The 22,989-nt window shown below is 72.1% G+C and carries 20 protein-coding genes and 1 pseudogene; 10 read left to right on the top strand and 11 right to left on the bottom strand.

All coding sequences use genetic code 11. From position 1 onward, the window contains the following. Window positions 1–8: 8 nt before the first annotated feature. Complete coding sequence (locus ACFWJX_RS04380) at window positions 9–674, top strand: pyridoxal 5'-phosphate synthase (protein ID WP_383236618.1); 666 nt, start codon at window positions 9–11, stop codon at window positions 672–674. A 380-nt stretch (window positions 675–1,054) separates the two neighbouring features. On the opposite strand, the gene ACFWJX_RS04375 is transcribed toward ACFWJX_RS04380, so the two are convergent. The 5 genes from ACFWJX_RS04375 to ACFWJX_RS04355 are packed head-to-tail and all read right to left on the bottom strand — an operon-like array spanning window position 1,055 to window position 4,227. Continuing rightward, window positions 1,055–1,864 carry a methyltransferase domain-containing protein gene (locus ACFWJX_RS04375; RefSeq protein ID WP_383236616.1) on the bottom strand — a complete coding sequence of 270 codons (810 nt, stop codon included), beginning with the start codon at window positions 1,862–1,864 and terminating at the stop codon, window positions 1,055–1,057. Window positions 1,865–1,873: 9 nt separating this feature from the next. Continuing rightward, the gene (locus ACFWJX_RS04370; protein ID WP_383236613.1) at window positions 1,874–2,683 is read right to left on the bottom strand and encodes a CbrC family protein; all 810 of its coding nucleotides are present in this window, start codon (window positions 2,681–2,683) and stop codon (window positions 1,874–1,876) included. Window positions 2,684–2,687: 4 nt separating this feature from the next. Continuing rightward, window positions 2,688–3,293 carry a GNAT family N-acetyltransferase gene (locus ACFWJX_RS04365; RefSeq protein ID WP_383236610.1) on the bottom strand — a complete coding sequence of 202 codons (606 nt, stop codon included), beginning with the start codon at window positions 3,291–3,293 and terminating at the stop codon, window positions 2,688–2,690. A gap of 42 nt (window positions 3,294–3,335) precedes the next feature. Continuing rightward, entirely contained in the window at window positions 3,336–3,737 is a 402-nt protein-coding gene (locus ACFWJX_RS04360) for a Zn-ribbon domain-containing OB-fold protein (RefSeq protein ID WP_383236607.1), read from the bottom strand. 40 nt (window positions 3,738–3,777) lie between these two features. Further along, complete coding sequence (locus tag ACFWJX_RS04355; RefSeq protein WP_383236604.1) at window positions 3,778–4,227, bottom strand: DoxX family protein; 450 nt, start codon at window positions 4,225–4,227, stop codon at window positions 3,778–3,780. Window positions 4,228–4,458: 231 nt separating this feature from the next. On the opposite strand from ACFWJX_RS04355, the gene ACFWJX_RS04350 reads away from it, so the two are divergent. The 7 genes from ACFWJX_RS04350 to ACFWJX_RS04320 all read left to right on the top strand — a co-directional run bounded on the left by ACFWJX_RS04350 (window position 4,459) and on the right by ACFWJX_RS04320 (window position 14,090). Further along, window positions 4,459–6,039: a subtype B tannase gene (locus ACFWJX_RS04350; RefSeq protein ID WP_383237356.1), complete on the top strand. Its 1,581-nt coding sequence runs from the start codon at window positions 4,459–4,461 to the stop codon at window positions 6,037–6,039. A gap of 404 nt (window positions 6,040–6,443) precedes the next feature. Then, the gene (locus ACFWJX_RS04345; protein ID WP_383236602.1) at window positions 6,444–7,637 is read left to right on the top strand and encodes a flavin-containing monooxygenase; all 1,194 of its coding nucleotides are present in this window, start codon (window positions 6,444–6,446) and stop codon (window positions 7,635–7,637) included. A gap of 172 nt (window positions 7,638–7,809) precedes the next feature. After that, window positions 7,810–7,980 carry a hypothetical protein gene (locus tag ACFWJX_RS04340; RefSeq protein ID WP_383236599.1) on the top strand — a complete coding sequence of 57 codons (171 nt, stop codon included), beginning with the start codon at window positions 7,810–7,812 and terminating at the stop codon, window positions 7,978–7,980. Window positions 7,981–8,562: 582 nt separating this feature from the next. Then, entirely contained in the window at window positions 8,563–10,068 is a 1,506-nt protein-coding gene (locus ACFWJX_RS04335; RefSeq protein WP_383236596.1) for a flavin monoamine oxidase family protein, read from the top strand. 170 nt (window positions 10,069–10,238) lie between these two features. Continuing rightward, window positions 10,239–12,464, top strand: coding sequence for an acetate--CoA ligase family protein (locus ACFWJX_RS04330; RefSeq protein ID WP_383236593.1), 2,226 nt, complete (start codon window positions 10,239–10,241; stop codon window positions 12,462–12,464). Between the two features lie 88 nt (window positions 12,465–12,552). After that, complete coding sequence (locus ACFWJX_RS04325) at window positions 12,553–13,392, top strand: enoyl-CoA hydratase/isomerase family protein (RefSeq protein ID WP_383236591.1); 840 nt, start codon at window positions 12,553–12,555, stop codon at window positions 13,390–13,392. Window positions 13,393–13,505: 113 nt separating this feature from the next. Beyond that, complete coding sequence (locus tag ACFWJX_RS04320; protein ID WP_383237353.1) at window positions 13,506–14,090, top strand: flavin reductase family protein; 585 nt, start codon at window positions 13,506–13,508, stop codon at window positions 14,088–14,090. Between the two features lie 226 nt (window positions 14,091–14,316). On the opposite strand, the gene ACFWJX_RS04315 is transcribed toward ACFWJX_RS04320, so the two are convergent. From ACFWJX_RS04315 to ACFWJX_RS04305, 3 genes and pseudogenes are all read right to left on the bottom strand, one after another. Next, window positions 14,317–15,108 carry an ABC transporter permease gene (locus ACFWJX_RS04315; RefSeq protein WP_383236588.1) on the bottom strand — a complete coding sequence of 264 codons (792 nt, stop codon included), beginning with the start codon at window positions 15,106–15,108 and terminating at the stop codon, window positions 14,317–14,319. Further along, window positions 15,105–16,097, bottom strand: coding sequence for an ATP-binding cassette domain-containing protein (locus ACFWJX_RS04310; RefSeq protein WP_383236585.1), 993 nt, complete (start codon window positions 16,095–16,097; stop codon window positions 15,105–15,107). The genes ACFWJX_RS04315 and ACFWJX_RS04310 overlap by 4 nt, the downstream gene beginning before the upstream one ends. A gap of 102 nt (window positions 16,098–16,199) precedes the next feature. Next, window positions 16,200–16,866 (bottom strand): annotated as a pseudogene (locus ACFWJX_RS04305) (DUF4097 family beta strand repeat-containing protein). A gap of 232 nt (window positions 16,867–17,098) precedes the next feature. Here ACFWJX_RS04305 and ACFWJX_RS04300 point away from each other — a divergent pair. Further along, on the top strand, window positions 17,099–17,854 hold the full coding sequence (locus ACFWJX_RS04300) for a helix-turn-helix domain-containing protein (protein ID WP_383236582.1): 756 nt from the start codon (window positions 17,099–17,101) through the stop codon (window positions 17,852–17,854). Window positions 17,855–17,994: 140 nt separating this feature from the next. Here the strand turns inward: ACFWJX_RS04300 and ACFWJX_RS04295 are convergent, their stop codons facing one another. After that, a complete protein-coding gene (locus tag ACFWJX_RS04295; RefSeq protein WP_383237350.1) occupies window positions 17,995–19,308 on the bottom strand; it encodes an MFS transporter in 1,314 nt (437 codons plus the stop codon). A gap of 134 nt (window positions 19,309–19,442) precedes the next feature. Here ACFWJX_RS04295 and ACFWJX_RS04290 point away from each other — a divergent pair, with 134 nt between their 5' ends. Next, window positions 19,443–20,504, top strand: a complete 1,062-nt coding sequence (locus tag ACFWJX_RS04290; protein WP_383236579.1) for a GlxA family transcriptional regulator — start codon at window positions 19,443–19,445, stop codon at window positions 20,502–20,504. A 274-nt stretch (window positions 20,505–20,778) separates the two neighbouring features. Here ACFWJX_RS04290 and ACFWJX_RS04285 read toward each other — a convergent pair whose 3' ends face one another. Then, window positions 20,779–21,828: a Zn-dependent alcohol dehydrogenase gene (locus tag ACFWJX_RS04285; RefSeq protein ID WP_383236576.1), complete on the bottom strand. Its 1,050-nt coding sequence runs from the start codon at window positions 21,826–21,828 to the stop codon at window positions 20,779–20,781. An 8-nt stretch (window positions 21,829–21,836) separates the two neighbouring features. After that, window positions 21,837–22,982, bottom strand: a complete 1,146-nt coding sequence (locus tag ACFWJX_RS04280; protein ID WP_383236573.1) for an acyl-CoA dehydrogenase family protein — start codon at window positions 22,980–22,982, stop codon at window positions 21,837–21,839. Between the last annotated feature and the right edge of the window lie 7 nt (window positions 22,983–22,989).

Here is a 22,989-nt window from a genome sequence, read left to right as displayed (position 1 = left end):
CTCGGACCATGGGAACTGATCTTCACGAGCTGCTGCGGTCGTTGCGGGTGTGGGACCCGGAGGTGACCGAGCTGCCGCCCCTCGACCCGGCGGCGGCCCCCGCCGAGCCGCTGGCGCTGTTCACGTCCTGGTTCGCCGAGGCGGTCGCGGCGGGGGAACGGGAGCCCCACACCATGACCCTGTCGACCGCGGACGAGGACGGCCTCCCGGACGCGCGGATCGTGATGCTCCACGGTGCCGACGAGGACGGCTGGTCCTTCGCGACCCACGCGACCAGCCGCAAGGGCCGCCAGCTCGACGCCCGTCCCTTCGCGGCCCTCACCTTCTACTGGCCCGCGCTGGGCCGCCAGGTCCGTCTCCGCGGCCCGGTGTCCGTCGCCCCGGCGGCCGAAGCGCAGGCCGACCTGCGCGCGAGGTCGACGGGAGCACTGGCGGCCGCCCTCACCGGCCACCAGAGCGAAGCCCTGCCCTCACTGGAGACCCTGGCGACCGCGTCGTCCGCCGCCTGGGACGAGGCCGGCTCGAACCCTGCCGCCGAGGCACCGACCTGGACGCTGTACCGACTCCGCCCGGACGAGGTGGAGTTCTTCCAGGGTGACGCCCGGCGGCAGCATGTACGGGTGGCCTACCGGCGGGGGAAGGGAGGCTGGTCGCGGGGGCTGCTGTGGCCGTGAGGCAGAGGCGGTAGGGGCGGCGAGCCGCGGGTTCCTCCGTGCGAGCCGCGGGTTCCTCCGTGTCCTCTGGGTGCCAGAAAATCGGTGAGGCCCGGGGGTGCTTGTCGGCATCCTGGGACGATGAGTCGCTGGAAGCTCTACGACAACTGGTACGCCGATCTGGCGAGCCTGTCTGTCGAACAGCTGCGGGAACGCCGGGCCCTCGCGGCTCAGCGGGCTGAGAGTGCCGCGGCACGTGGCAAGGGTGGTAGTCCCAAGTCCGCTGCTGCGTCCCGTCGGCACGTGTGGCGGAGGAAGTGATCAGTCTCCGGCGTCTCGACAGTATCGGCACCGATGGTGTCTCGAATGTAACTCTTCCGCCTCTCCCGGATCTCTGGAGATCAAGTCCGGGCAGGCCGACCACCTGCTGTGAGCGGGCCGCGCACGCCGGTCACCGTCACCAGCGTGAACGACGCGTAGAACGGTCCCTCCGACAGGCCCTCGAACCAGCGGTGGCCCCGCGCCTCGTCGATATGGCCCTGGGTGATGGCCTGTTGGAGGTTGCGGCCGAGGCCGAGGGTGTGATCGGCGTCGGGGAGGTCACGGAAGACCGGGGTCGTCGCGGTCACGTACTTGATGTGGAAGCCGGCCGCTGCGGCGAGGCGGGCGAGGCTGCGGCCGATGGTGGCGTTCCGGACCGCGTGTCCGGTGGTGTAGTGGGTGAAGGCACGGCTCGTGTCGAGGTCTTCGGAGTCCACCACGAGGGTGTCCCAGTCGGGCTCGGCAAGGGCGACGACCGCGCCGGGGCGGGTCACGCGGTGCAGTTCGGCCAGGGCACCGGCCGGGTCGGCCACGTGCATCAGGACGCGGTCGGTCTTGGCCCGGTCCACCGCGCCGGAGGCGACGGGCAGCGCATGGACGTCGCCCTCGCGCAGCTCCACCGCCCGCAGCCCGGCCGTACGCTCCCGCGCCCGTTCCAGCATCTGCGGGTCGCGGTCGACGCCGATCACCCCGCCCTCGTCACCCACGCGTTCCGCCAGGGCGGGCAGGTCGGTGCCGGGGCCGCAGCCCGCGTCGAGGACGGTGTGCCCCGGCGCGAGGTCCAACCATTCGATCAGTTGCGCCTTGTACGCACGGCCGGCTTCCGCTGCCGCGGCCCGCAGCATGTAGGAGGCCTGGTCCGGTCGGGGCGCCCCGAGAGTCGTCGACATGCCCGCGAGTCAAACACGCAGGTCGGGGACAGAGGCTTCGGTCTCGCAGATCCGGCAGCGGAACATGCCCTCCCCGACGTACACCGCCCCGTCGCCGCAGTGTGTCGGCCAGGGTTGGCCGGCCGACGCGGCCGGGGCCGGGGTGCGTTCGCGGATCGTGCGGACGGCCGCGTCCGAAAGCCCGTCCGGCGGGACTTCGTTGAAGTGCGCGCCGTGACGCTTCGCGGCGGTGCCGAAGGCGATGCAGTACGGGCAGAGCCGGCCGGGCGGTACGTCCTTGCCGTGGACCGCGCCCGTGTAGATCCACCCCTGGTCGTGCCCGCAGCAGGCGCAGGTCTCGTCGGCGGCGATCACCGCGCCCGTCCCCACCGGGTCGGCGTAGTAGGGGAACGGCGGGAGCATGGGCCGATGACGTGGTTCCGGCCGTGGGTTGACGACCAGGCCGATCGCCCGGCCCGTCATGGCGGGCGGCGGGACCACGACCGCGTTCGCCTGGAGGTCCGGCGGCAGGTGCAGGCGGTCGGACTCGCTCGTCACGATCGCCGATCCGTCGGCGCTGAGCAGCAGCACGGTCGCGCCGGTACGGCGGGTCAGTTCGGCGATGACGTCGAGCACGCCCGGTCCCGGGCGGTTGAACGCCACACCGTGATCGACGCTCACGTCGGCCTCGCTGCCGTCGGCCGCCCGTACCCACTCGACCGGCTCGCCCTCGGGCACCTCGTACGGGGCGTACGGTACGAGCACCTCCCGGACCTGTGCCCCGTCCAGGGGGACGACGTCGCCGTCGCGGAACTTGTAGACGTAGACGCTGGAGCCCACGAGGTCACCCCCGCGCGGCCGGGTCGGGGTCCGTCGCGAGGCGGGCGTGGCGGTGGACGTCTCGCCAGGCGTCCCGGCGGCCGGCCTCCCACATCGCGCCACGCAGGATGCCCTCGTAGCGGAATCCGCAGCGTTCGGCGATCCGGCAGGACGCCTCGTGGCCGAGGGCGTGACCCAACTCCAGCCGGTGGAGGCCGATCCGGGCGAAGAACCAGCTCGTGGCCAGCCGCAGCGACCGAGTGGCCACCTGCCGGCCGCGCGCCTCGGGCAGCACCCAGTAGCCGACGTTGGCGGAACTCTGGATGCGGTCGATCGCGTTCAGGCCGACCTGCCCGAGGATCGTCCCGTCCTCCGCGTCCGTGACGCAGAAGGTCACGCCGGTGCCGGCCTCCATGGCCGCCGCCTTGCCGCGCAGCGACTCCCGCGCACCGGCGGTGTCCGTGATGTCCCGCAGCGGCGTGTTCCAGCGCAGGAACTCGGGGTCGAGGTATCCGCGCAGCCACGCGTCGACGTCGGTGGCGGACTCGGGGTCCCAGGCCCGTAGACGGAGGCCGTGGCCGTCGAGCACCGGGGCGGGCGGGCCGGCGTACGGCTCCTGGAGATCGGTCATCCCGTCATTGAACACCGGCCGCTTTCGCACACGCGTCGGATTTCACTCCTCGTGCCCGCGAAGGGCGAGGCCGAACACCGGTACCCCCTCCCGGAACGCCACCTCCAGTTCCGCCCCCGCCCGCGGCTCGGCCTCGCCCACCAGTTCCGTCGCCATCCGCGGGCCCTCCGCGAGGTCGACGACGGCGGTGACGTACGGCGTCCGCTCGCCGAAGGGGGGCAGGTCGTTGCGGTGGACGACCGACCAGGTGTAGAGGCTCGCCCGGCCGCTCGCCTCCTCCCAGCGCACGTCCTCGCTCCAGCAGTGCGGGCAGAACTCCCGCGGGTAGTGATGGGCCCGCCCGCACGCCCCGCAGCGCCGGATCAGGAGCCGGCCCTCGGCCGCCGCCTCCCAGTACGCGCGCGTGAAGGCATCGGTCTCCGGGACGTCGTACCGCGAGCTCATCGGAGACACCGCGGCAGAGGTGCCCCATGGGAACCGCCCATCAGAACCACCCCAGCGTGCCGTCCAGCGACCAGCTCTGCCAGGCCATCCCGAACAGCGCGACCACCGAGATCAGCGCCATCATCGCGTTCTGCCCCTGCTCGGCCCAGTCGTGGATCATGAGGGTGAAGTAGAGGAGGTTCAGCAGCAGGCCGCCCACCAGGGCGATCGGCGTGAGGAACCCGACCACGAGGCCCAGGCCGAGCGCCAGCTCCGCGTACACGACGACGTACGCCATCGCGCGCGGCCTCGGTGCCACCACCGCGTCGAAGCCGGACCGTACGGCGCTCCAGCGGTGCCCGGCCGCGATGTCCGCCGCCCACGCGATGCCGGTACCGCGCTCGAACCAGCCCTTCCTGTCCTTGTGCCGCCAGCTCTCCAGCCACCACAGGCCGAGCCCGATCCGCAGCACGGCCAGCCATTGCGCGCCGGTGAGCCAGATCGTGTCCATGGAACTGACGGTACGTCAGATCCAGCGGACCGGGAAGGCCACGAGCAGCCCTCCACTGACCGTCCGATGAGAAAGAGCTGTGCCCGCGCCGCGAATCTGTGCATCCCCCATGAAGTCCCACGGATTGTTGGCAATTTTGTCGTCAACCTGGATACGTTCGCTGACGCAAGCCACCCGCATCGAGGGAGTCGAACCGTGAAGCACAGGGCAGTCAAGCGCAGGTCGGTCGTCATGGGTATCGGGGCCACCGCCGGCGCCGCGGCGGTGGGCGGCCTCGCCCTCAGCGCCCAGGCCTCGTCGAGCGACACCTCGTCCACGTCCGCCTCGGACACCCTCGGCTCCCTGGCCTTCGACCCGGACGCCCACACCGAGCTGACGACCACCGTCACGGACACGGCCGGCACCGAGCACTCGGTGACCTACCACTTCTGGAAGGCGATCACCTACGTCGCCAAGCCGGTGGACGAGAAGTACCAGAGCCTCAACGTCAGCGTCCCGGTGAAGATCGACGGCACCGCGGTGGACGCCTCGAACGCGCCGATCCTGTTCGCGAACTCCGTCGGCGGCTACATGCCGTCCTCGGTCGCGGACGCGACGGGGATCGGCGGCGGCTCCGGCGGCCCCACGGGCGGTGGCGGCGGCGCGCCCAGCCCCTCCGCCTCCGCCTCCAACGCGACCGGCGACACCAACGCCACCGGCGGCGCCCTCAGCACCAACCAGTTGCTGGCCCTGGCCGCCGGGTACGTCGTCGTCGAGCCCGGCGCCCGCGGCCGTACCCTCAAGAACTCCGCCGGCGAGTACTACGGCGTCGCCCCCGCCGCGATCGTCGACCTCAAGGCCGCCGTCCGGTACGTACGCGCCAACAAGGGCCGCATCCCCGGCGACACCGACCGGATCGTCTCCGCCGGCACCAGCGCGGGCGGCGCCCTGTCCTCGCTGCTCGGCGCGTCCGGCGACAGCCCGGACTACGCCACGTACCTCAAGGAGATCGGCGCGGCCGACGCCTCCGACGCGATCTTCGCGACCGGCGCCTGGTGCCCGATCACCGACCTGGAGCACGCCGACGGCTCCTACGAGTGGAACTGGGGCGCCAACGCCACCTCCGCCGGTGCGGTCGTCGACCAGAGCGTGTCGAAGGAGTTGCGGGCGCAGTTCGCCGAGTACCAGGCCTCCCTGAAGCTCAAGGGGCTGAGCGGCTTCGGCACGCTCACCGCGCGCAACTACGACGAGTACCTGGTCAAGCAGTACCTGGAGCCGTCGGCCACCACCTTCCTCACCGCCCTGTCGGACTCGGCGCGGGCGACCTACCTCGCCGCCAACACGTTCATCACCTGGAAGAACGGCAAGGCCTCCTTCTCCTGGGCCGACTTCCTCACCCACGTCGGTGCCCGCAAGAAGAACGTCCCGGCGTTCGACGCCTTCGACCTGTCGACGGGCGAGAACAACGAGTTCGGCACGGGCACCACGCTCGCCCGGCACTTCACGGCGTACGGCCAGAAGAACGACACGACCGGCCTCACGAACAAGCGGCTCGACGGTGACATCCCCGACCTGCTGCGGCTGATGAACCCGATGTACCACCTGGTCGACAAGCCCAACCCCGGTCGCAGCAAGCACTGGTGGATCCGGCTGGGTGCCAAGGACTCCGACACGTCGCTGACGGTCTCCGCCAACCTCGCCGCCGCCGCGCACGGCCTCGGCGACGACGTGAGCCACCTCTACTACTGGGACCAGGGCCACGGCGCCAACACCGACCCGGGCGACTTCATCCGGTGGATCGCCAAGGTGACGGGGCACAAGGCCGCCAAGTAGCCCCGCGCCGGTGGCCTTCCGCTGGCCTTCCGGTGGCCTTCCGATGGCCTTCCGGTGGCCTCTGCACCGGGCCACCCCCTGAGCGGCGGCGTCCGTTTCCCGTCATAAGAATCGACGCCGCCTCCCGCGACGCCGGACCCACGCGCACCTGGGCCCGGCGTCGCGGCACATCCACGACCCCGTCCACATCCACGGCCGCGTCCACGAGCACGACCACGACCAGGCGACCGAGCCCCGTGCCTTGCCGTGCCGTGCCTTGCCGCGCCTTGCCGCGCCTTGCCGTTCACAGCCAGGTGACCTACGTCACCAAACGCACACGCCACCCGTACACGCGTGATCGATCCGCAACCAATTCCGGTCTTGACCGAGACCCATCAATGTCCTGCGTGATTACGCTCGCGCTCATGGAAGACTCCGCACCGACGCCCGACCCCTCCGCGATCACCGCTGCGATCCCGGCCGACCGGCCGGTCTACGTCATCGGCGGCGGCCCCGGCGGCCTCGCCACCGCGTACGCGCTGCGTGCCCAGGGGATACGTGCCGTCGTGGTGGAGAAGTCCGACCGCGTCGGCGCGTCCTGGCGGCGTCACTACGACCGGCTGCACCTGCACACCACCCGGCGCCGCTCGGCCCTGCCCGGCCTGCCGATGCCCCGCCGTTTCGGACGGTGGGTGGCCCGCGACGACGTGGTGCGGTACCTGGAGAAGTACGCCGAGCACCACGAGCTGGAGGTCGTCACCGGCGTCGAGGTCTCCCGTGTCGAACGCACCCCCGACGGCACCGGCTGGCTGCTGCACGCCTCCGGCGGACGCGAGCTGACCGGCGCGGCGGTCGTCGTCGCCACCGGCTACAACCACACCCCGGCCCTGCCGGACTGGCCCGGCCGCGACACCTTCACCGGCGAACTGACCCACGCCTCCGCCTACCGCAACGGCGCCCCCTACGCCGGTCGGGACGTCCTCGTCGTCGGCGTCGGCAACACCGGTGCCGAGATCGCCGTCGACCTCGTGGAGAGCGGCGCCGGGCGGGTACGGCTGGCCGTGCGCACCGTCCCGCACATCGTGCGCCGCACCACCGCCGGCTGGCCCGCCCAGTACAGCGGCATCCTCGTACGGCGGCTGCCCGTCGGCCTCGTCGACCGGATCTCCCGGGTGCTGGCCAAGATGAGCCTGCCGGACCTGTCGGCGCAGGGGCTGCCGCGCCCCGACACCGGGCTCTACACCCGCGTCCACGAAGGGGCGATCCCGGTGCAGGACGTCGGCCTGATCGACGCCGTACGCAAGGGGAAGGTCGAGATCGTGGCCGCCGTGGACGGCTTCGAGGACGGCAAGGTCGTCCTCGCCGACGGCACGCGCGTCCAGCCCGACGCCGTGATCGCCGCCACCGGCTACGTCCGTGCCCTGGAAGACCTGGTCGGCCACCTCGACGTCCTCGATCCCCGCGGCAGACCGACCGCCCACGGGGCCCACGCCCCGGCCGCCGCCCCCGGCCTCTACTTCACCGGCTTCACCACCCCCATCAGCGGCACTCTCCGCGAACTGTCGATCGACGCGGAACGCATCGCCAAGGCGGTACGCCGGGAGCTGGGGCGGGGCTGAGGGAGCGGGGCGGGGCTGAGGGAGCGGAGCGGCACCGCCGACTACAGCCCCGGTCCCGCCTCCGCCCTCCGCCTCCGCCCTCCGCCCTCCGCCTCCGCCCTCCGCCCTCCGCCTCCGCCCTCCGCCCTCCGCCTCCGGCTCCGGCTCCGCTGCCGGGCTGCGTCCGACCGTCATGGGCCAGCGCACGGCGGTGGGCGCCTCGACGGTGACCGTGCCCTCGCTCTCCACGCCCGAGACGTCGAACTGGTGCTTCTTGGCGGTCGTCACCTGGCCGGCCCGGCAGGCCAGCGGGAACGACACCGCCGCCGGTCGCACGGTGACCTCGACGGTCCCCTCGCCCTGACACCGCACAGCGACGGTCAGCGCGTCCCCCTTCATCCCCTCCCCGAACCCGACACTGCGCCTGCCCTGCGTCACCCCCTGGCGGACGGCGAGGGTCTCCGGGCCGTCCAGCTCGGACGGCCGGCCGACGGGGGGTTCGGCGGGCGGCTGCGCGGGATCGGCGGGGCGAGACCAAGGGGGTACGGAAGGGTGGCCCGACCGCGCCGGGCGGCCAGGCCCCGCGTCGTCCGCCGAGCAGCCGGTCACCGCCAGAAGGCGGACAGCCACCGGAAGCAGCACCACCGGAAGTCCGAACGCACGCAAGACAAGTCTCCGGAGCCGAGGGCGCCGAGGGACTCCTCCCCCAGGTGAGGCGATCACGACAGCGCCCCCGGCCGATACAACCCCTTTGCGTCGTTTCTGAGCGGAACCTGCGCTTCAACAGCCCCCGATCCGCCCTCAGTTGCTCACGTCACCGCGCCCAGAGCGTTGTCCCGTGCCCCCGCTCACCCCCAGAATGTGAGCCCTGTTCACCTTTTGGGTTCGCCCACTCCCATCCACCCCTCTCGCTCTCGAAGCGCTCGAAGCACGACGGAGGACGCACGTGGCACGTGGCAGACAGCTCCCCCTCTCCCGCCGCTCCCTGCTCGGCGGCACCGCCGCCATCGCCGGGGCCGGCACCCTGACCGCGACCGCCACGGGGAACGCCTCCGCGGCGGCCGCCGCGGCCTCGCGGACCGTGGACGTGGTGATCGTCGGCGGCGGCCTCGCCGGACTCACCGCGGCGCGCGATCTCGTGGCGGCCGGGCGGACGGTGGCCGTCCTGGAGGCCCGGGACCGGGTCGGCGGCCGGGTGCTCGGCCTGACCCTCCCGAACGGCGGGGTCACCGAGGGCGGCGGCGAGTTCATCGGCCCGACCCAGGACCGCATCAAGGCGCTCGCCGACTCCCTGGGCGTGGCGACCTTCGCCACCTACAACACCGGCAAGAACCTGCTCTACAAGGACGGCAAGAAGACCGCGTACGCCACCGACGGCCTGTTCGGCGCGGTCCCGCCGGTCGACGCGGCCGGGCTCGCCAACGCGGCGATCGTGCAGGCCTCGCTGAACGACATGGCCAAGCAGGTCCCGGTCGACGCCCCCTGGACCGCCGCCAAGGCCGCCGAGTGGGACCGGCAGACCTTCGAGTCCTGGCTGCGGGCCAACGCCGTGATCCCGTCGGCCAAGTTCCTCCTCGACGTGGCCTGCACCTCCATCTTCTCCGCCGAGCCCCGCGAACTCTCCCTCCTGTTCGTCCTCTTCTACATCGCCGCCGCCGGCAACGAGCAGACCCCCGGCACCCTGGAACGCCTCACCGAGACCGCGAACGGCGCCCAGGAACTGCGCTTCGTCGGCGGCTCCCAACTGGTGCCGATCAAGCTTGCCGCCACGCTCGGCGACCGCGTCGTCCTGAACGCCCCGGTGCGCACGATCACCCGGTCCGGCAGCTCGTACGTCGTGACGGCCGACGGCGTCACCGTCACCGCCAAGCGGGTCGTGGTCGCCGTACCCCCGCCGCTCGCGGCCCGCATCTCCTACGATCCCCTCCTCCCGGCCGGCCGCGACCAGCTCACCCAACGCCTGCCGATGGCCTCCGTCGGCAAGGCGATCGCGCTCTACGACACCCCCTTCTGGCGGGCCGACGGCCTCAACGGCCAGGTCGTCAGCGACACCGGCGCGGTCAGCTCCACCTTCGACAACTCCCCGCCCGACGCCTCCTACGGCGCGCTGATGGGCTTCATCGAGGCCGACAAGATGCGCGCACTGGACGCGGCCCCGGCCGACACCGTGAAGGCGGCCGTCCTCACGGACTTCGCCACCTACTTCGGCGACCGGGCCAAGACCCCCACCTCCTTCGTCCTCCAGCGCTGGAACAACGAGGCCTACACCCGCGGCGGCCCCGTCTCCATCGCCGCGCCCGGCGTCCTCACCCAGTACGGTCCGGCCCTGCGCCAGCCCGTGGGCGGCATCCACTGGGCCGGCACCGAGACCTCCGTCCACTGGATGGGCTTCATGGACGGCGCCGTGCGCTCGGGCGAGCGGGCGGCGAAGGAGGTGCTGGCGGCTCTGTAGTCACCGGCCCTGCCCGCCGGACATCGCCCGACCCCGCCCCTCCGCTCCTGCTCGCCCAACTCCGCCTCTGCCGCACATCCTCCGTGCACGCCCATTCCTGACATCCCGTCAGTTCGGTAATCTGACAGAGCGTCAGTTACCAGTCAGTCACAGAGGAGCGGGGCGGACCGATGCTTGGATCAACCCACGGCACCCTCACCACCGACTCCCGCCGGGCCCGGGTTCTCGCGTGCGACGAGCGACCCGGGCCCGCCGTCCACGGCCGGCCCGCCGATGCGGAGGACCGGGACGTCAGCGGGCGCCCGCTGTATGCCGAGGTCCCCGATCTGGACCGGTTCTTCCGGCCCGGATCGGTCGCGGTGATCGGCGCCTCGGACGCCGAAGGACGCCCGAACACCGGTGTCACACGCCAACTGGTGGGATGGGCCGAGCGGGTGGGGGCGCGGCTGCACCCGGTGCATCCCACCCGCACCGCCGTCTTCGGCATCCCCTGCTGCCCGTCCGTCGCCGACCTGCCCGAGCAGGTCGACCTGGCGGTGCTGCTGGTCGCCGACCCACTGCCGGTGATCGAGCAACTCGCCGAGGCGAAGGTGAAGTTCGCCGTCGTCTTCGCCTCCGGTTTCGCGGAGACCGGCGCCCAGGGCGCGGCGGCCCAGGAACGGCTCGCGGCGGCCGTGGCCCGCTCGGGGATACGGCTGCTGGGGCCCAACACCAACCTCAACGCCTTCGAGCACTTCCGGGACGATCTCGAAGGGCCCGCGATCGCGCTGATCACCCAGTCCGGCCATCAGGGCCGCCCGGTGTTCGCCCTCCAGGAACTCGGCATCCGCCTCTCCCACTGGGCGCCGACCGGCAACGAGGCCGACCTGGAGACCGCCGACTTCCTCTCCTACTTCGCCGAACGCCCCGAGGTCGGCGCCATCGCCTGTTACGTCGAGGGCCTGAAGGACGGCCGGGCCTTTCTGCTCGCCGCCGACCGGGCCGCCCGCCGCGGGGTTCCGGTCGTCGCCGTCAAGGTCGGCCGCACCGAGGCCGGCGCCCGCACCGCCGCCACCCACACCGGCAAGCTGACCGGCGCGGACGAGGTGGTGGACGCGGCGATGCGCCAGTACGGCGTGATCCGCGTCGACGGGCTCGACGAACTCCAGGACACGGCCGCCCTGTTGGCGCGGGCCAGGCCGCCGCGCGCGGACGGGGTCGTGGTGTACGCGATCTCGGGCGGCACCGGCGCGCATGTCGCCGACCTGGCGACGGCGGCCGGGCTGCGGCTCCCCGAGCTGTCCGCGGCCCGGCAGGCGGAGCTGCACCAGTGGATACCGGAGTACCTGAACGTCGCCAACCCGGTCGACAACGGCGGCCATCCCGTCGGTGACCAGCGCGGCCGGAAGATCATCGACGCGCTTCTGGACGACCCGGAGGTGGGCGTCCTGATCTGCCCGATCACCGGCCCGTTCCCCCCACTGAGCGACCGGCTCGTGCGGGACCTGGTGGACGCGGCCGAGCGGACGGACAAGCTGGTGTGCGTGGTGTGGGGGTCGCCGGTCGGCACCGAGCCCGCGTACCGGGACGTACTCCTCGGCTCCTCCCGCGTCGCGACCTTCCGCACGGTCGGCAACTGTCTGACCGCCGTGCGCGCCTACCTCGGCCACCACCGGTTCGCGGCGGCCTACCGATCCCCCTTCGACGAGGCTCCCCGAACCCTGTCGCCGTCCAGCCGCAAGGCGAAGATGCTGATGCGCCCAGGTCAGCAGCTGAGCGAGCACGCGGCCAAGCAATTGCTGCGGGCGTACGGGATCCGGGTGCCGCGTGAGCAGTTGGTGACCAGCGCGGCGGCGGCCGTGCGGGCGGCCGGGCTGGTCGGCTACCCGGTGGTGATGAAGGCGTCCGGTGAGCGCATCGCCCACAAGACCGAACTGGGCCTGGTCAAGGTCGGCCTCACCTCCGCGAGCCAGGTCCGCGACGCCTACCGCGAGCTGACCGACATCGCCCGCTACGAGGGCGTCGACCTGGACGGCGTCCTGGTGTGCCAGATGGTCGAACGGGGCGTGGAGATGGTCGTGGGCGTCACGCACGACGAGCTGTTCGGGCCGACGGTCACGGTCGGACTGGGCGGGGTCCTGGTGGAGGTCCTGCGGGACGTGGCCGTACGCGTGCCGCCCTTCGGGGAGGAGCAGGCCCGCGACATGCTCGCCGAACTGCGCGGGCGGGCCCTGCTGGACGGGGTCAGGGGGCGCCCACCGGCCGACCTGGACGCGCTGGTGGAGGTCGTCCTGCGAGTGCAACGCATGGCTCTGGAACTGGGGGACGACCTCGCGGAACTCGACATCAACCCCCTGGTGGTCCTGCCGTGGGGGCAGGGGGCGGTGGCCCTGGACGCGTTGGCGGTGTGCCGCTGAGCCGCGACCGCAAGCCGATGCCGCCAGTGCCGCCCACACCGCCGCTGCTGCTGCTGCGACCGCCGCCACCGAGCGGAATGAGATGAACATGCCTGATTACCCCCGTGCATCGCCATTGACCGACAAGCCGGAAAATTCCGTTGAGTCATTGGTACGGCACGCCACTGACAATCACGTCTCGACCTTCACCCTCAACCGCCCCGAATCCCTCAACGCCATCACCCCTGACCTGCGCGAACGTCTGATCCAACTTTTTTCGGAAGCCTCCGCGGACCCGGAGGTGAGGGCGGTCGTCCTGACCGGAACGGGCCGCGGTTTCTGCGCGGGCGCGGACCTGCGGGGCGGCGGAGCGACGGGCGAACGGATCCCCGGCGACGTCGCCCGCACCCTCCGCCTGGGCGCCCAACGCCTGATCGCCGCCGTCCTCGACTGCGAGAAGCCGGTGATCGCCGCCGTGAACGGCACGGCGGCCGGCCTCGGCGTGCACCTCGCCCTCGCCTGCGACCTCGTCCTGGCCGCCGAACCGGCCCGTTTCATCGAGGTGTTCGTCCGCCGCGGACTCGTCCCCGACGGCGGCGGGGCATACCTCCTGCCCCGTCTCCTCGGCCCGCAGCGCGCGAAGGAGCTGATGTTCTTCGGCGACGCGCTCACGGCCCCGGACGCCGAGCGACTCGGCCTGGTCAACCGCGTCGTCCCCGCCGACGAGTTGGCGAAGACGGCCCGCGCCTGGGCCGACCGCCTCGCCGACGGCCCCACCCGAGCCCTCGCCCTGACCAAACACCTCGTCAACACCTCCCTCGACAGCGACCGCGCCACCGCCTTCACCGCCGAGGCCGCCGCCCAGGAGATCAACATGACCACCACGGACGCCCAGGAGGGCGTGGCCAGCTTCGCGGAACGGCGGGAGGCCCGGTTCCGGGGCCGGTGACGGCGTTCAGGGGCCCGCGACAGCACGAACACCACCGGAAGCTGCGCCGCCGCCGCCCCCACGCCCCGAGCCCCTTCCCATCTGACGTTCCGTCAGTTTCAATGGGAAACATGATGGGACACGCAGGCGCGGCGGCCGCGGCCGTCCGGCATCTTCGGGCAGGGCCGGTCGAGCCGCTGCCACGCCCGGAGCTGCGCTGCGTCCGTGAGGACGAGCGGGCGCCGGTCGATCAGGGGGAGTTCCGCCGGGTGCTGGGGAACTTCGCGACGGGGCTGACCGTTGTGACAGCACCGGCCACCGCCCCGGGCGAATCCCCCGCCGGCTTCGCCTGCCAGTCCTTCTCGTCCCTCTCCCTCGACCCACCCCTCGTCGCCTTCATGGTCGGCCGTACGTCCACGACCTGGCCGCGGATCGCCGCCGCGGGCGTCTTCTGCGTCAACGTCCTCGGCGCGGACCAGCGTGAGTTGTGCCGTGCCTTCGCCGTCAGCGGCGCCGACAAGTTCGCGGGCGTCGCCCACGCCCCGGCCCCAGCCTCGGGCGCGCCCCGCCTCACCGGCGCCCTCGCCTGGATCGACTGCACGATCCACGCGGTCCACACCGGCGGCGACCACCTCATCGTCGTAGGCCGTGTGAACGCCCTGGGAGCGGCCGACGGGGACGAGGCGCCACTGCTGTTCCACCGGGGGCGGTTCCTCTAGCCTTTCCGGTCCTTCTGGTTCTTCCGGTTCTTCCGGTTCTTCCGGTTCTTTCGGTTCTTTCGGTTCTTTCGGTTCTTTCGGTCCTTCCGACTCTTCCCCCGCACGGGTTCGCCGGGTTGCGCGGTCAGGGCCAGGAACGCCGACAGGGCGGCGTACCCGACGCGGTGTCGGACGTACGCCGCCCTGGGGCGGGAGGTGCGGTGGCCCGTGTTGCCATGGGTGTCGGTTACTTGGGGTCGCGGTTGAACAGGGAGGTCGACCAGAGGTAGCCGAGGGCGGAGAGTGCCAGGCACCAGGCGATGGCGATCCAGCCGTTGTTGCCGATCTCGGTGCCCAGGAGGAGTCCGCGCAGGGTTTCGATGGCGGGGGTGAAGGGCTGGTACTCGGCGATGGGCTGGAACCAGCCGGGCATGGTGTCGGCGGGGATGAAGGCGCTGGAGATGAGGGGGAGCAGGATCAGGGGCATGGCCATGTTGCTGGCGGCCTCGGCGTTGGGGCTGGCGAGCCCCATCCCGACGGCGATCCAGGTGAGGGCCAGGGCGAACAGGGCGAGCAGGGCGAACGCGGCCAGCCATTCCAGGGCGGTGGCGTCGGTGGAGCGGAAGCCGATGGCCACGGCGACGGCGCCGACCAGGAGCAGGCTGGCGAGGACTTGCAGGACGCTGCCGACGACGTGCCCGATGATCACCGAGCCGCGGTGGATGGCCATGGTGCGGAAGCGGGCGATGACGCCCTCGGCCATGTCGGTGGAGACGGAGACGGCGGCGCCGATGACGGTGCTGCCGATGGTCATCATGAGGATGCCGGGGACGATGTAGGCGATGTAGTCGGAGCGGTCGGCGGTGCCGCCGCCGATGCCGGCGCTCATCACGTCGCCGAAGATGTAGACGAAGAGCAGCAGCATCATGATCGGCGTGAGGAGCAGGTTCAGGGTGAGGGAGGGGTAGCGCCGGGCGTGCAGGAGGTTGCGGCGCAGCATGGTGTTCGAGTCGCGGACGGCCAGGGAGAGGGCGCTCATCGGACGTTCTCCTTGGACTGGTGGGGGACGCTGCTCGGGCCGGTGAGGGCGAAGAAGACGTCGTCGAGGTCGGGGGTGTGCACGGTCAGCTCGTCGGCCTCGATGCCGGCCGCGTCCAGCCAGTCGAGGATGGCGCGCAGTTCGCGCTGGCTGCCGTCGGAGGGGATCTGCAGGGTGAGGGCCTCGTCGATGGGGGTCCCCCCGCTCGAGCGGAGCCGGGAGTGGGGGAGGGTGACCTCGCGCAGCGTGGTGGCGGCCGCCTCGTAGGCCTGCGGGTCCTCGAAGCGCAGCCGGACGTGGCCGCCGGGAACGAGGCGTTTCAGCTCGTCGGCGGTGCCCTCGGCGGCGATCCTGCCGTCGCTCAGTACCGCGATGCGGTCGGCGAGTTCGTCGGCCTCCTCCAGGTACTGGGTGGTGAGGAAGACGGTGACGCCGTCGGAGACGAGTCCGCGGATGATCTGCCACATGTTGTGGCGGGACCGAGGGTCGAGGCCGGTGGTGGGCTCGTCGAGGAAGATGATCCGCGGATCGCCCACCAGCGTCATGGCGAGATCGAGGCGGCGTTTCATGCCGCCGGAGTAGGTGGAGGCGGGCTTCTTCGCGGCCTCGGTCAGGTCGAAGCGCTCCAGCAGCTCGGCGGCCACCCTGCGCCCCTCGCTCTTGGGGAGGTGGTGCAGGTCCGCCATGAGGAGCATGTTCTCCTCGCCGGTGATCAGGCCGTCGACGGCGGAGAACTGACCCGTGACACCGATCGCGGCACGCACCGCCTGCGGATCGCCGCCCAGGTCGTGACCGCCGACCTTCAGGTCACCGGCGTCCGCGGTGATGAGCGTGGAGAGGATCTTCACGGCGGTCGTCTTGCCGGCCCCGTTCGGGCCGAGCAGGGAGAAGACCGTTCCTTCGGGGACGGCCAGGTCGATGCCGTCGAGCACGACCTTGTCGCCGTAGGACTTGCGCAGCCCGTTCGCCGCGATCGCCAAGCTGGTCATGAAAGGTACTCCTCTTCTACAAGCTGCGGGGTCTACAAGCTGCGGGGTCTCGCAGGCTGCGGGGTGCTGACGGGCTGCGGGGTCTCAGAGGCCGCGGGGGTCTCACAGGCTGCGGGCGGTGATGTCGCCGTGGGAGACGGTGGCGCGGATGTCGAGCTCGGTGGTGCCGTCGTTCTTGAGGGCGTTGCTGATGCGGCCGTGTCCGGTGCCGGCGTCCAGGGCGGCCGAGACACCGGCGGCGGCGGCGATCGAGATGTCGCCGGCCTGGGTGCGCAGCACGACCGTGCCGCGTACGGCCTCCGCGATGCGGATGTCGCCGCGTGCGGTGCTGATCTCCGCCGGGCCGCCCAGCCGGCCGATCTCGACGTCGCCGTCGATCGCGGTGAGCCGGACGCCCGCCGCCTCGTCGATCTTGATCTGGCGGTAGGCGCCGTCGAAGACGACCTCGCCCAGGCGTCCCACCCCACGAAGCTCGGCGCTCGCGGCCTTGGCCTCGACGCGGGAGCCGGCGGGCAGTTGGACGGTGACCTCCACAGAACCGGACGGGCCGGTCAGCCGACTGCCGGGGGCCGCGGCCGTGATCCGCAGGGACACCGTCGGCGTAGGCGACGGTGGTCTGCTCGGCGGTCTTGGCGTCGCGGCTCTTGGAGGGGTTGGTGGGCAGGACCTCGACGGTGGTGTCGGCGCGGTCCGCCGCGATGAACTGGATGCGTCCGGCCGGGATGTCGAGGACGGCGGCGATCGGGGCGGGGGTCTCGAACTTCTGCATCGTGCTCTCCCTGCGACTCATTGTTTCTGACACCGGAAACGCTACGTTGCGTTCACAGATCTAACAACGTGCCTGTTGCGTCGAATCACTATCTCAGCAGGTCACATGCCCATAATCGTTGCACCGGCCCTCGAAGTTAACGCAACGACAGCGACCTATCGTTGCAATAGAATGAAGGTGAACGCTATGCTCTGGGCACCGGGGACCACCGCAGAGCACGAGGGAGACCGTGATGCCGGGAGGCAGACTCACCCAGGCCGAACGCCAGCAGATCGCTTCGGGACTGGCCGACGGCCTCGCCTACGCCGAGATCGCCCGAGGCCTCGACCGCCCCACCTCGACCGTCACGCGTGAGGTCATGCGCAACGGGGGCCCCACCAGCTACCGCGCCGACCTCGCCCACCGCGCCACCGAACACCGCACCCACCGCCGCAGGCCCGCCGCCCCCCGCGGGACGCAGGCGCCTCCGCCGGTCGACGGACGTGACATGGAGGCCGTCGCCGCGTTCGAGGAGACGTTCACCACCGTCATGATGGCCTCGGGCATGCCCAAGATGATGTCCCGGGTCATGGCCTGCCTCACCCTCACCGACAGCGGCAGTCTCACCGCGGCCGAACTCGCCCAGCGCCTCCAGGTCAGCCCGGCCTCCATCTCGAAGGCGGTGACGTTCCTGGAGAGCCAGGCAATGGTGCGCCGCGAGCGCGACGAAGGCCGCCGCGAGCGCTACATCGTCGACGACGACATCTGGTACCAGGCCATGCTCGCCAGCGCCCGTTCCACCGCCCAGATCGTCGACATCGCACGACAGGGCACCAAGGTCCTCGGCCCCCACACCCCCGCCGCGACCCGCCTCGAAAACGTCGCCCGCTTCCTCGACTTCGTCACCGAAAGCATCACCCGCGCCGCCGAACAGGCCCGCGACATCCTCCACACGTCGGCCGCCGCACCCCCGACCGGCACCGACACACCACGCCCGGACCGCGGATAGACAGCCTCCGCGCTCAGTCACCGCGGACAGACAGAGCCTCCGCCTTCAGCCACCTTGGCTGTCGCGCCCGGCAGGGGCGACCCCACCGCGACCCATCCACTCCTGGACCACCACCGGCCCGTCAGGCCGCCACCGGCCCGTCAGGCCGCCACCGGCCCGGCGGGTACACCGGGCACGGCCGGATCCGTGGGCCCGCGCCTGATGACCAGGGCCATCAGCGCCGCCGCCGCGCACAGCGCCCCCGCGGCGTACCAGACGACGTCGTAGGAGCCGAAGGTGTCGCGGGCCACGCCGCCGAGGAAGGCGACCAGGGCCGCACCGACCTGGTGCGAGGCGAGGACCCAGCCGAAGACGATGGCACTGTCCTCGCCGTAGTGCTCGCGGCACAGGGCCAGGGTGGGCGGGACGGTGGCGACCCAGTCGAGGCCGTAGAAGACGATGAAGAAGATCATCGGGGGGTGGACCGTCGGGGCCAGCAGGATCGGCAGGAAGAGGAGTGAGATGCCGCGGAGCGCGTAGTACACCGCCAGCAGGCGGCGCGGTTCGAAGCGGTCCGTGAACCAGCCGGAGGCGATCGTGCCGACCACGTCGAACACGCCGATCACCGCCAGCAGGGAGGCCGCCGCCGTGACGGGCATGTGGTGGTCGTGGGCGGCCGGCACGAAGTGGGTCTGGACCAGACCGTTGGTGGAGGCGCCGCAGATCGCGAAGGTTCCGGCCAGCAGCCAGAACGGGCCCGTGCGCACCGCCGAGAACAGGACCGCGACCGTGCGCCGCGCCGCACCCCGCACCGGGGGCGGCTTGGGCACGAACTCCTTCGCCCCGTACGGCATCTGCCCGACGTCCGCCGGATGGTCACGCAGCAGCAGCCAGACGAAGGGCACGACCGCGAGGGCGGCGAGAGCGACCGTCACCGCCGCCGGGCGCCAGTCGTACCGCGTGATCATCCAGGACAGCAGCGGCAGGAAGATCAGCTGACCGGAGGCGGATGCGGCGGTGAGGATGCCGCTGACCAGGCCGCGGCGTTCGGTGAACCAGCGGTTGGTGACCGTCGCGGCGAAGGCGAGCGCCATCGAGCCCGAGCCGAGGCCCACCAACAGGCCCCAGCACAGCAGCAGTTGCCAGGCCGCCGTCATCCACACCGTCAGGCCGGAGCCGACCGCGATCACGGTCAGCGCGACGGCCACCACCCGGCGGATGCCGAAACGGTCCATCAGCGCCGCCGCGAAGGGGGCGGTGAGCCCGTAGAGGGCGAGGTTGATCGAGACGGCCGCGCCGATCGTGCCGCGCGACCAGCCGAAGTCGTCGTTCAGCGGCTCGATGAGCAGGCCGGGCAGGGAGCGGAAGGCCGCCGCACCGATGATCGTGACGAAGGTGACGGCGGCGACGAACCACGCCCGGTGGATCCGCGGCCGCCGCTTCCCGGCAGGGGGAGCCCCACCGGCGGCTTCCACCGCGTCCGCCTCGGACCCGCCTGTCCGGTTCACGTCCGCCTGAGTCGCATCTGCCTGAGTCACGTCATAGAGCTTCGGGTCCGCGATCTCTCCGAGCGAGTGGCCCGAAGGACGATATTCGTTAGGATCGGGCCATGAGCCCTTCCGCAGGCTTCCGCCCGCACCGCGTCGTCGTCCTCGCCCTCGACGGCCTGCTCCCCTTCGAGCTGGGCATCCCGCACCGCATCTTCGGCCGCCCCAAGGACCCCGAGGGCAGGCACCTGTACGAGGTCGTCACCTGCTCGGTCCGGCCGCCCGGCCCGGTCGAGACGGACGCCGACTTCGCCATCCAGGTCGCGCACGGCCCGGAGGCCCTGGCCACCGCCGACACGGTGATCGTCCCGGCGTCGTACGAACTCGGCCCGGTCTTCGAGGAGGGCGTCCTGACCGACGACCTCGCCGCCGCCCTCGCCCACATCCGCCCCGGCACCCGCCTCGCCTCCATCTGCACCGGCGTGTACGTGCTGGCCGCCGCCGGAGTCCTCGACGGCCGCCCCGCAACCACGCACTGGGCCGACGCCGCCCGTCTCCAGCAGCTGTTCCCCAGCGTCAGGGTCGACCCCGACGTCCTCTTCATCGACGACGGCGACGTTCTGACCTCGGCGGGCGTCGCCGCCGGCATCGACCTGTGCCTGCACATGGTGCGCCGCGACCACGGCACGGCCGTCGCCAACGAGGTCGCCCGCCGTACGGTCGTACCGCCGCACCGCGACGGCGGGCAGGCGCAGTACATCGAGCGGCCCGTGCCCGATCCGCAACTGTCCGGCACCACCGCCGCGCGCGCGTGGGCGCTCGGCCGCCTCCACGAGCCCATCCAGTTGCGGGACATGGCCGCCCAGGAGGCCATGTCGGTACGGACGTTCACCCGCCGCTTCCGCGAGGAGGTCGGCGTCAGCCCCGGCCAGTGGCTCACCCAGCAGCGCGTCGAACGCGCCCGGCACCTCCTGGAGTCCACCGACCTCTCGGTCGACCAGATCACCCGGGACGCCGGCTTCGGCACCGCCCAGTCGATGCGCCAGCACCTACAGGCGGCGCTCGGGGTCACCCCGACGGCCTATCGCCGCACCTTCCGAACCAGAATCACCGAGGGTGCCGGAGCCACCGGAACGGGACTCGTCGGGAGCGAGAGCTACGGCGGTGTCGGCACCCCGCGCTGAACGGGCGGCGTGCCGCGTCTCGCCCCACCGGCCGACGCCCGTGAGCACCGGGGTCACCCCCACCCCGGCCGGGACGGCCGTGGACGGCGCGCCCACGGGGAGCAGCGCACCGGCGAGGGAGCCGGTCGCCGCGTAACCCGCCCCGGCGGCCGCGTACATGACCGAATACCCGGCGGCCAGGGCCCGGATATCCACAAGCGCCGATCGCCCTGGCGATCCCCGGGCGATCCCGGGCGGTCCCCGGACGACCCCCGGACGACCCCCGGAGGATCCTCTAGAACGTGAGCACCCCCCGCGCCACCCGCCCCGCCTCCGCGTCCGCCGTCGCCTGCGCGAAGTCCTCCACCGGGTAGGTCCGGGTGACGAGTTCGTCGAGGAGGAGGCGGCCGGTGCGGTACAGCTCGGCGTACAGGGCGACGTCCCGCTGCGGCCGGGACGCCCCGTAGCGGCAGCCCAGGATCGACTTGTCCAGGAACAGGGAGGAGACGCGGAAGGACGCCTCGGCGGTCGCCGGCGGCACTCCGAGGAGCACCGCCTGGCCGTGCCGGTCGAGCAGGTCGACGGCCTGCCGGATCAGCTCCACCCGGCCGACGCATTCGAAGACATGGTCCGCGCCCGTCGGCAGCAGCTCCCGCACCCCCTCGGCGGAGGTCAGGAAGTCGGTGGCCCCGAACCGCCGTGCCACGGCCTCCTTCGCCGGGTTCACGTCGACGGCCACGATCCGCAGCGCGCCCGCGATCCGCGCGCCCTGGAGCACGTTGAGCCCGATGCCGCCCGTGCCGATGACGACGACGCTGTCCCCGCGGTCCACGCGCGCGCGGTTGAGCACCGCTCCTACGCCGGTCAGCACCCCGCAGCCGATCAGCGCGGCGGACGGCAGCGGGATGTCCTTCGGGATGCGCACGGCCTGGACCGCCTTGACGACCGTGCGTTCCGCGAACGCCGAGTTGGACGCGAACTGGTACACCGGCCGCCCGCCCCGCGAGAACGGCCGGCCGGGCCGCCCGATGGCCTGCCTGCACATCGTCGGCCGCCCCCGGTCGCACTCCGCGCACGTCCCGCAGTTGGCGAGCGTGGACAGCGCGACATGGTCCCCGGCCGCCACGTGCGTGACCCCCGCGCCCACCTCCTCCACCACGCCCGCGCCCTCGTGCCCCAGGACGGCCGGCGCCGGGAAGGGGATCGTCCCGTCGATCACCGACAGGTCGCTGTGGCACAGTCCGGCCGCCGACACGGCCACGAGCACCTCCCCCGGCCCCGGCTCCCGTACCTCCAGGTCGTCGACGACCTCGGCCCGTTTCCCGTCGAACAACACGCCCCGCATCACGTCCCCTATCCCTTGGGCTGTCTGGGCAGTCCGAGCACCCGCTCGGCGATGATCGTGCGCTGGACCTGGTCCGAGCCGCCGTAGATCGTGTCGGCCCGCGAGAACAGGAACAGTTGCTGCGTCTCGTCCAGTTCGTACGGCGCGGAGGGCGACCAGCGCGCCGGTCCCACGGCCGCCTCCGCGCCCCGCACCCGCACCGCCAGCTCTCCGAGCCGCTGGTGCCAGCCCGCCCACAGCAGCTTGGCCACGCTGGGCGCGCCGGGCCCGGCCGAACCCCCCAGCGTCCGCAGCGCGTTCCACCGCATGGTCCGCAGCTCCGCCCACAACCGCACCAACCCGTCGCGTACGACGGGGTCGTCGGCGGCGCCGGTCTCCACGGCCGTACGGACCACGCGCCCCAACTCCTCGGCGAACCCGATCTGCTGGGCGAGCGTCGACACCCCGCGTTCGAAGCCGAGGAGGCTCATGGCGACCCGCCAGCCGTCACCCTCCGCGCCGACGAGATGCTCCGCACGCGCGCGTGCCCCGTCGAAGAAGACCTCGTTGAAGTCGCTCGTCCCGGTCAGCTGCCGGATCGGCCGCACCTCGATCCGCCCCGGCTGGTCCATCGGCACGAGCAGAAAACTCAGCCCGTGGTGCCGCACCGACGCCGGATCGGTCCGCGCCAGCACGAAGCACCAGTCGGCCTCATGGGCGAGGGAGGTCCAGATCTTCTGCCCGGTGACGCGATACGACCCGTCCGTCACCCGCTCCGCCCGCGTCCGCACGCCCGCGAGATCCGACCCGGCACCGGGCTCGCTGTATCCCTGGCACCACAACTCGGCCCCGGCGGCGATCGGCGGCAGGAACCGCTCCTTCTGCTCCGCCGTGCCGTGCGCGAGCAGCGTCGGCGCCAGCAACTTCTCCCCGATGTGCCCGGACCGCCCCGGCGCCCCCGACCGCACGTACTCCTCGGCCCAGACGACCTGCTGGGTGAGACTCGCGACCCGATTCCCGTATCCGCCCTCCTCCCACCCGATCCCGATCCACCCGTCGGCGCCGAGAGCCCGCTCCCAGGCCCGCCGATCGACGGCATGGGGGGCATGCAGACCCAGCCATTCCCGGGCTTCGCCCCGAAAGGCCTCGTCGAGAGCAGAGAACCCGAACTCCACGGCCACT

Source organism: Streptomyces sp. NPDC058335, from assembly GCF_042723915.1.
GTDB lineage: Bacteria > Actinomycetota > Actinomycetes > Streptomycetales > Streptomycetaceae > Streptomyces.
Note: the sequence above shows the minus strand (reverse complement) of the source record. Positions and strands in the feature narration are given on the sequence as shown.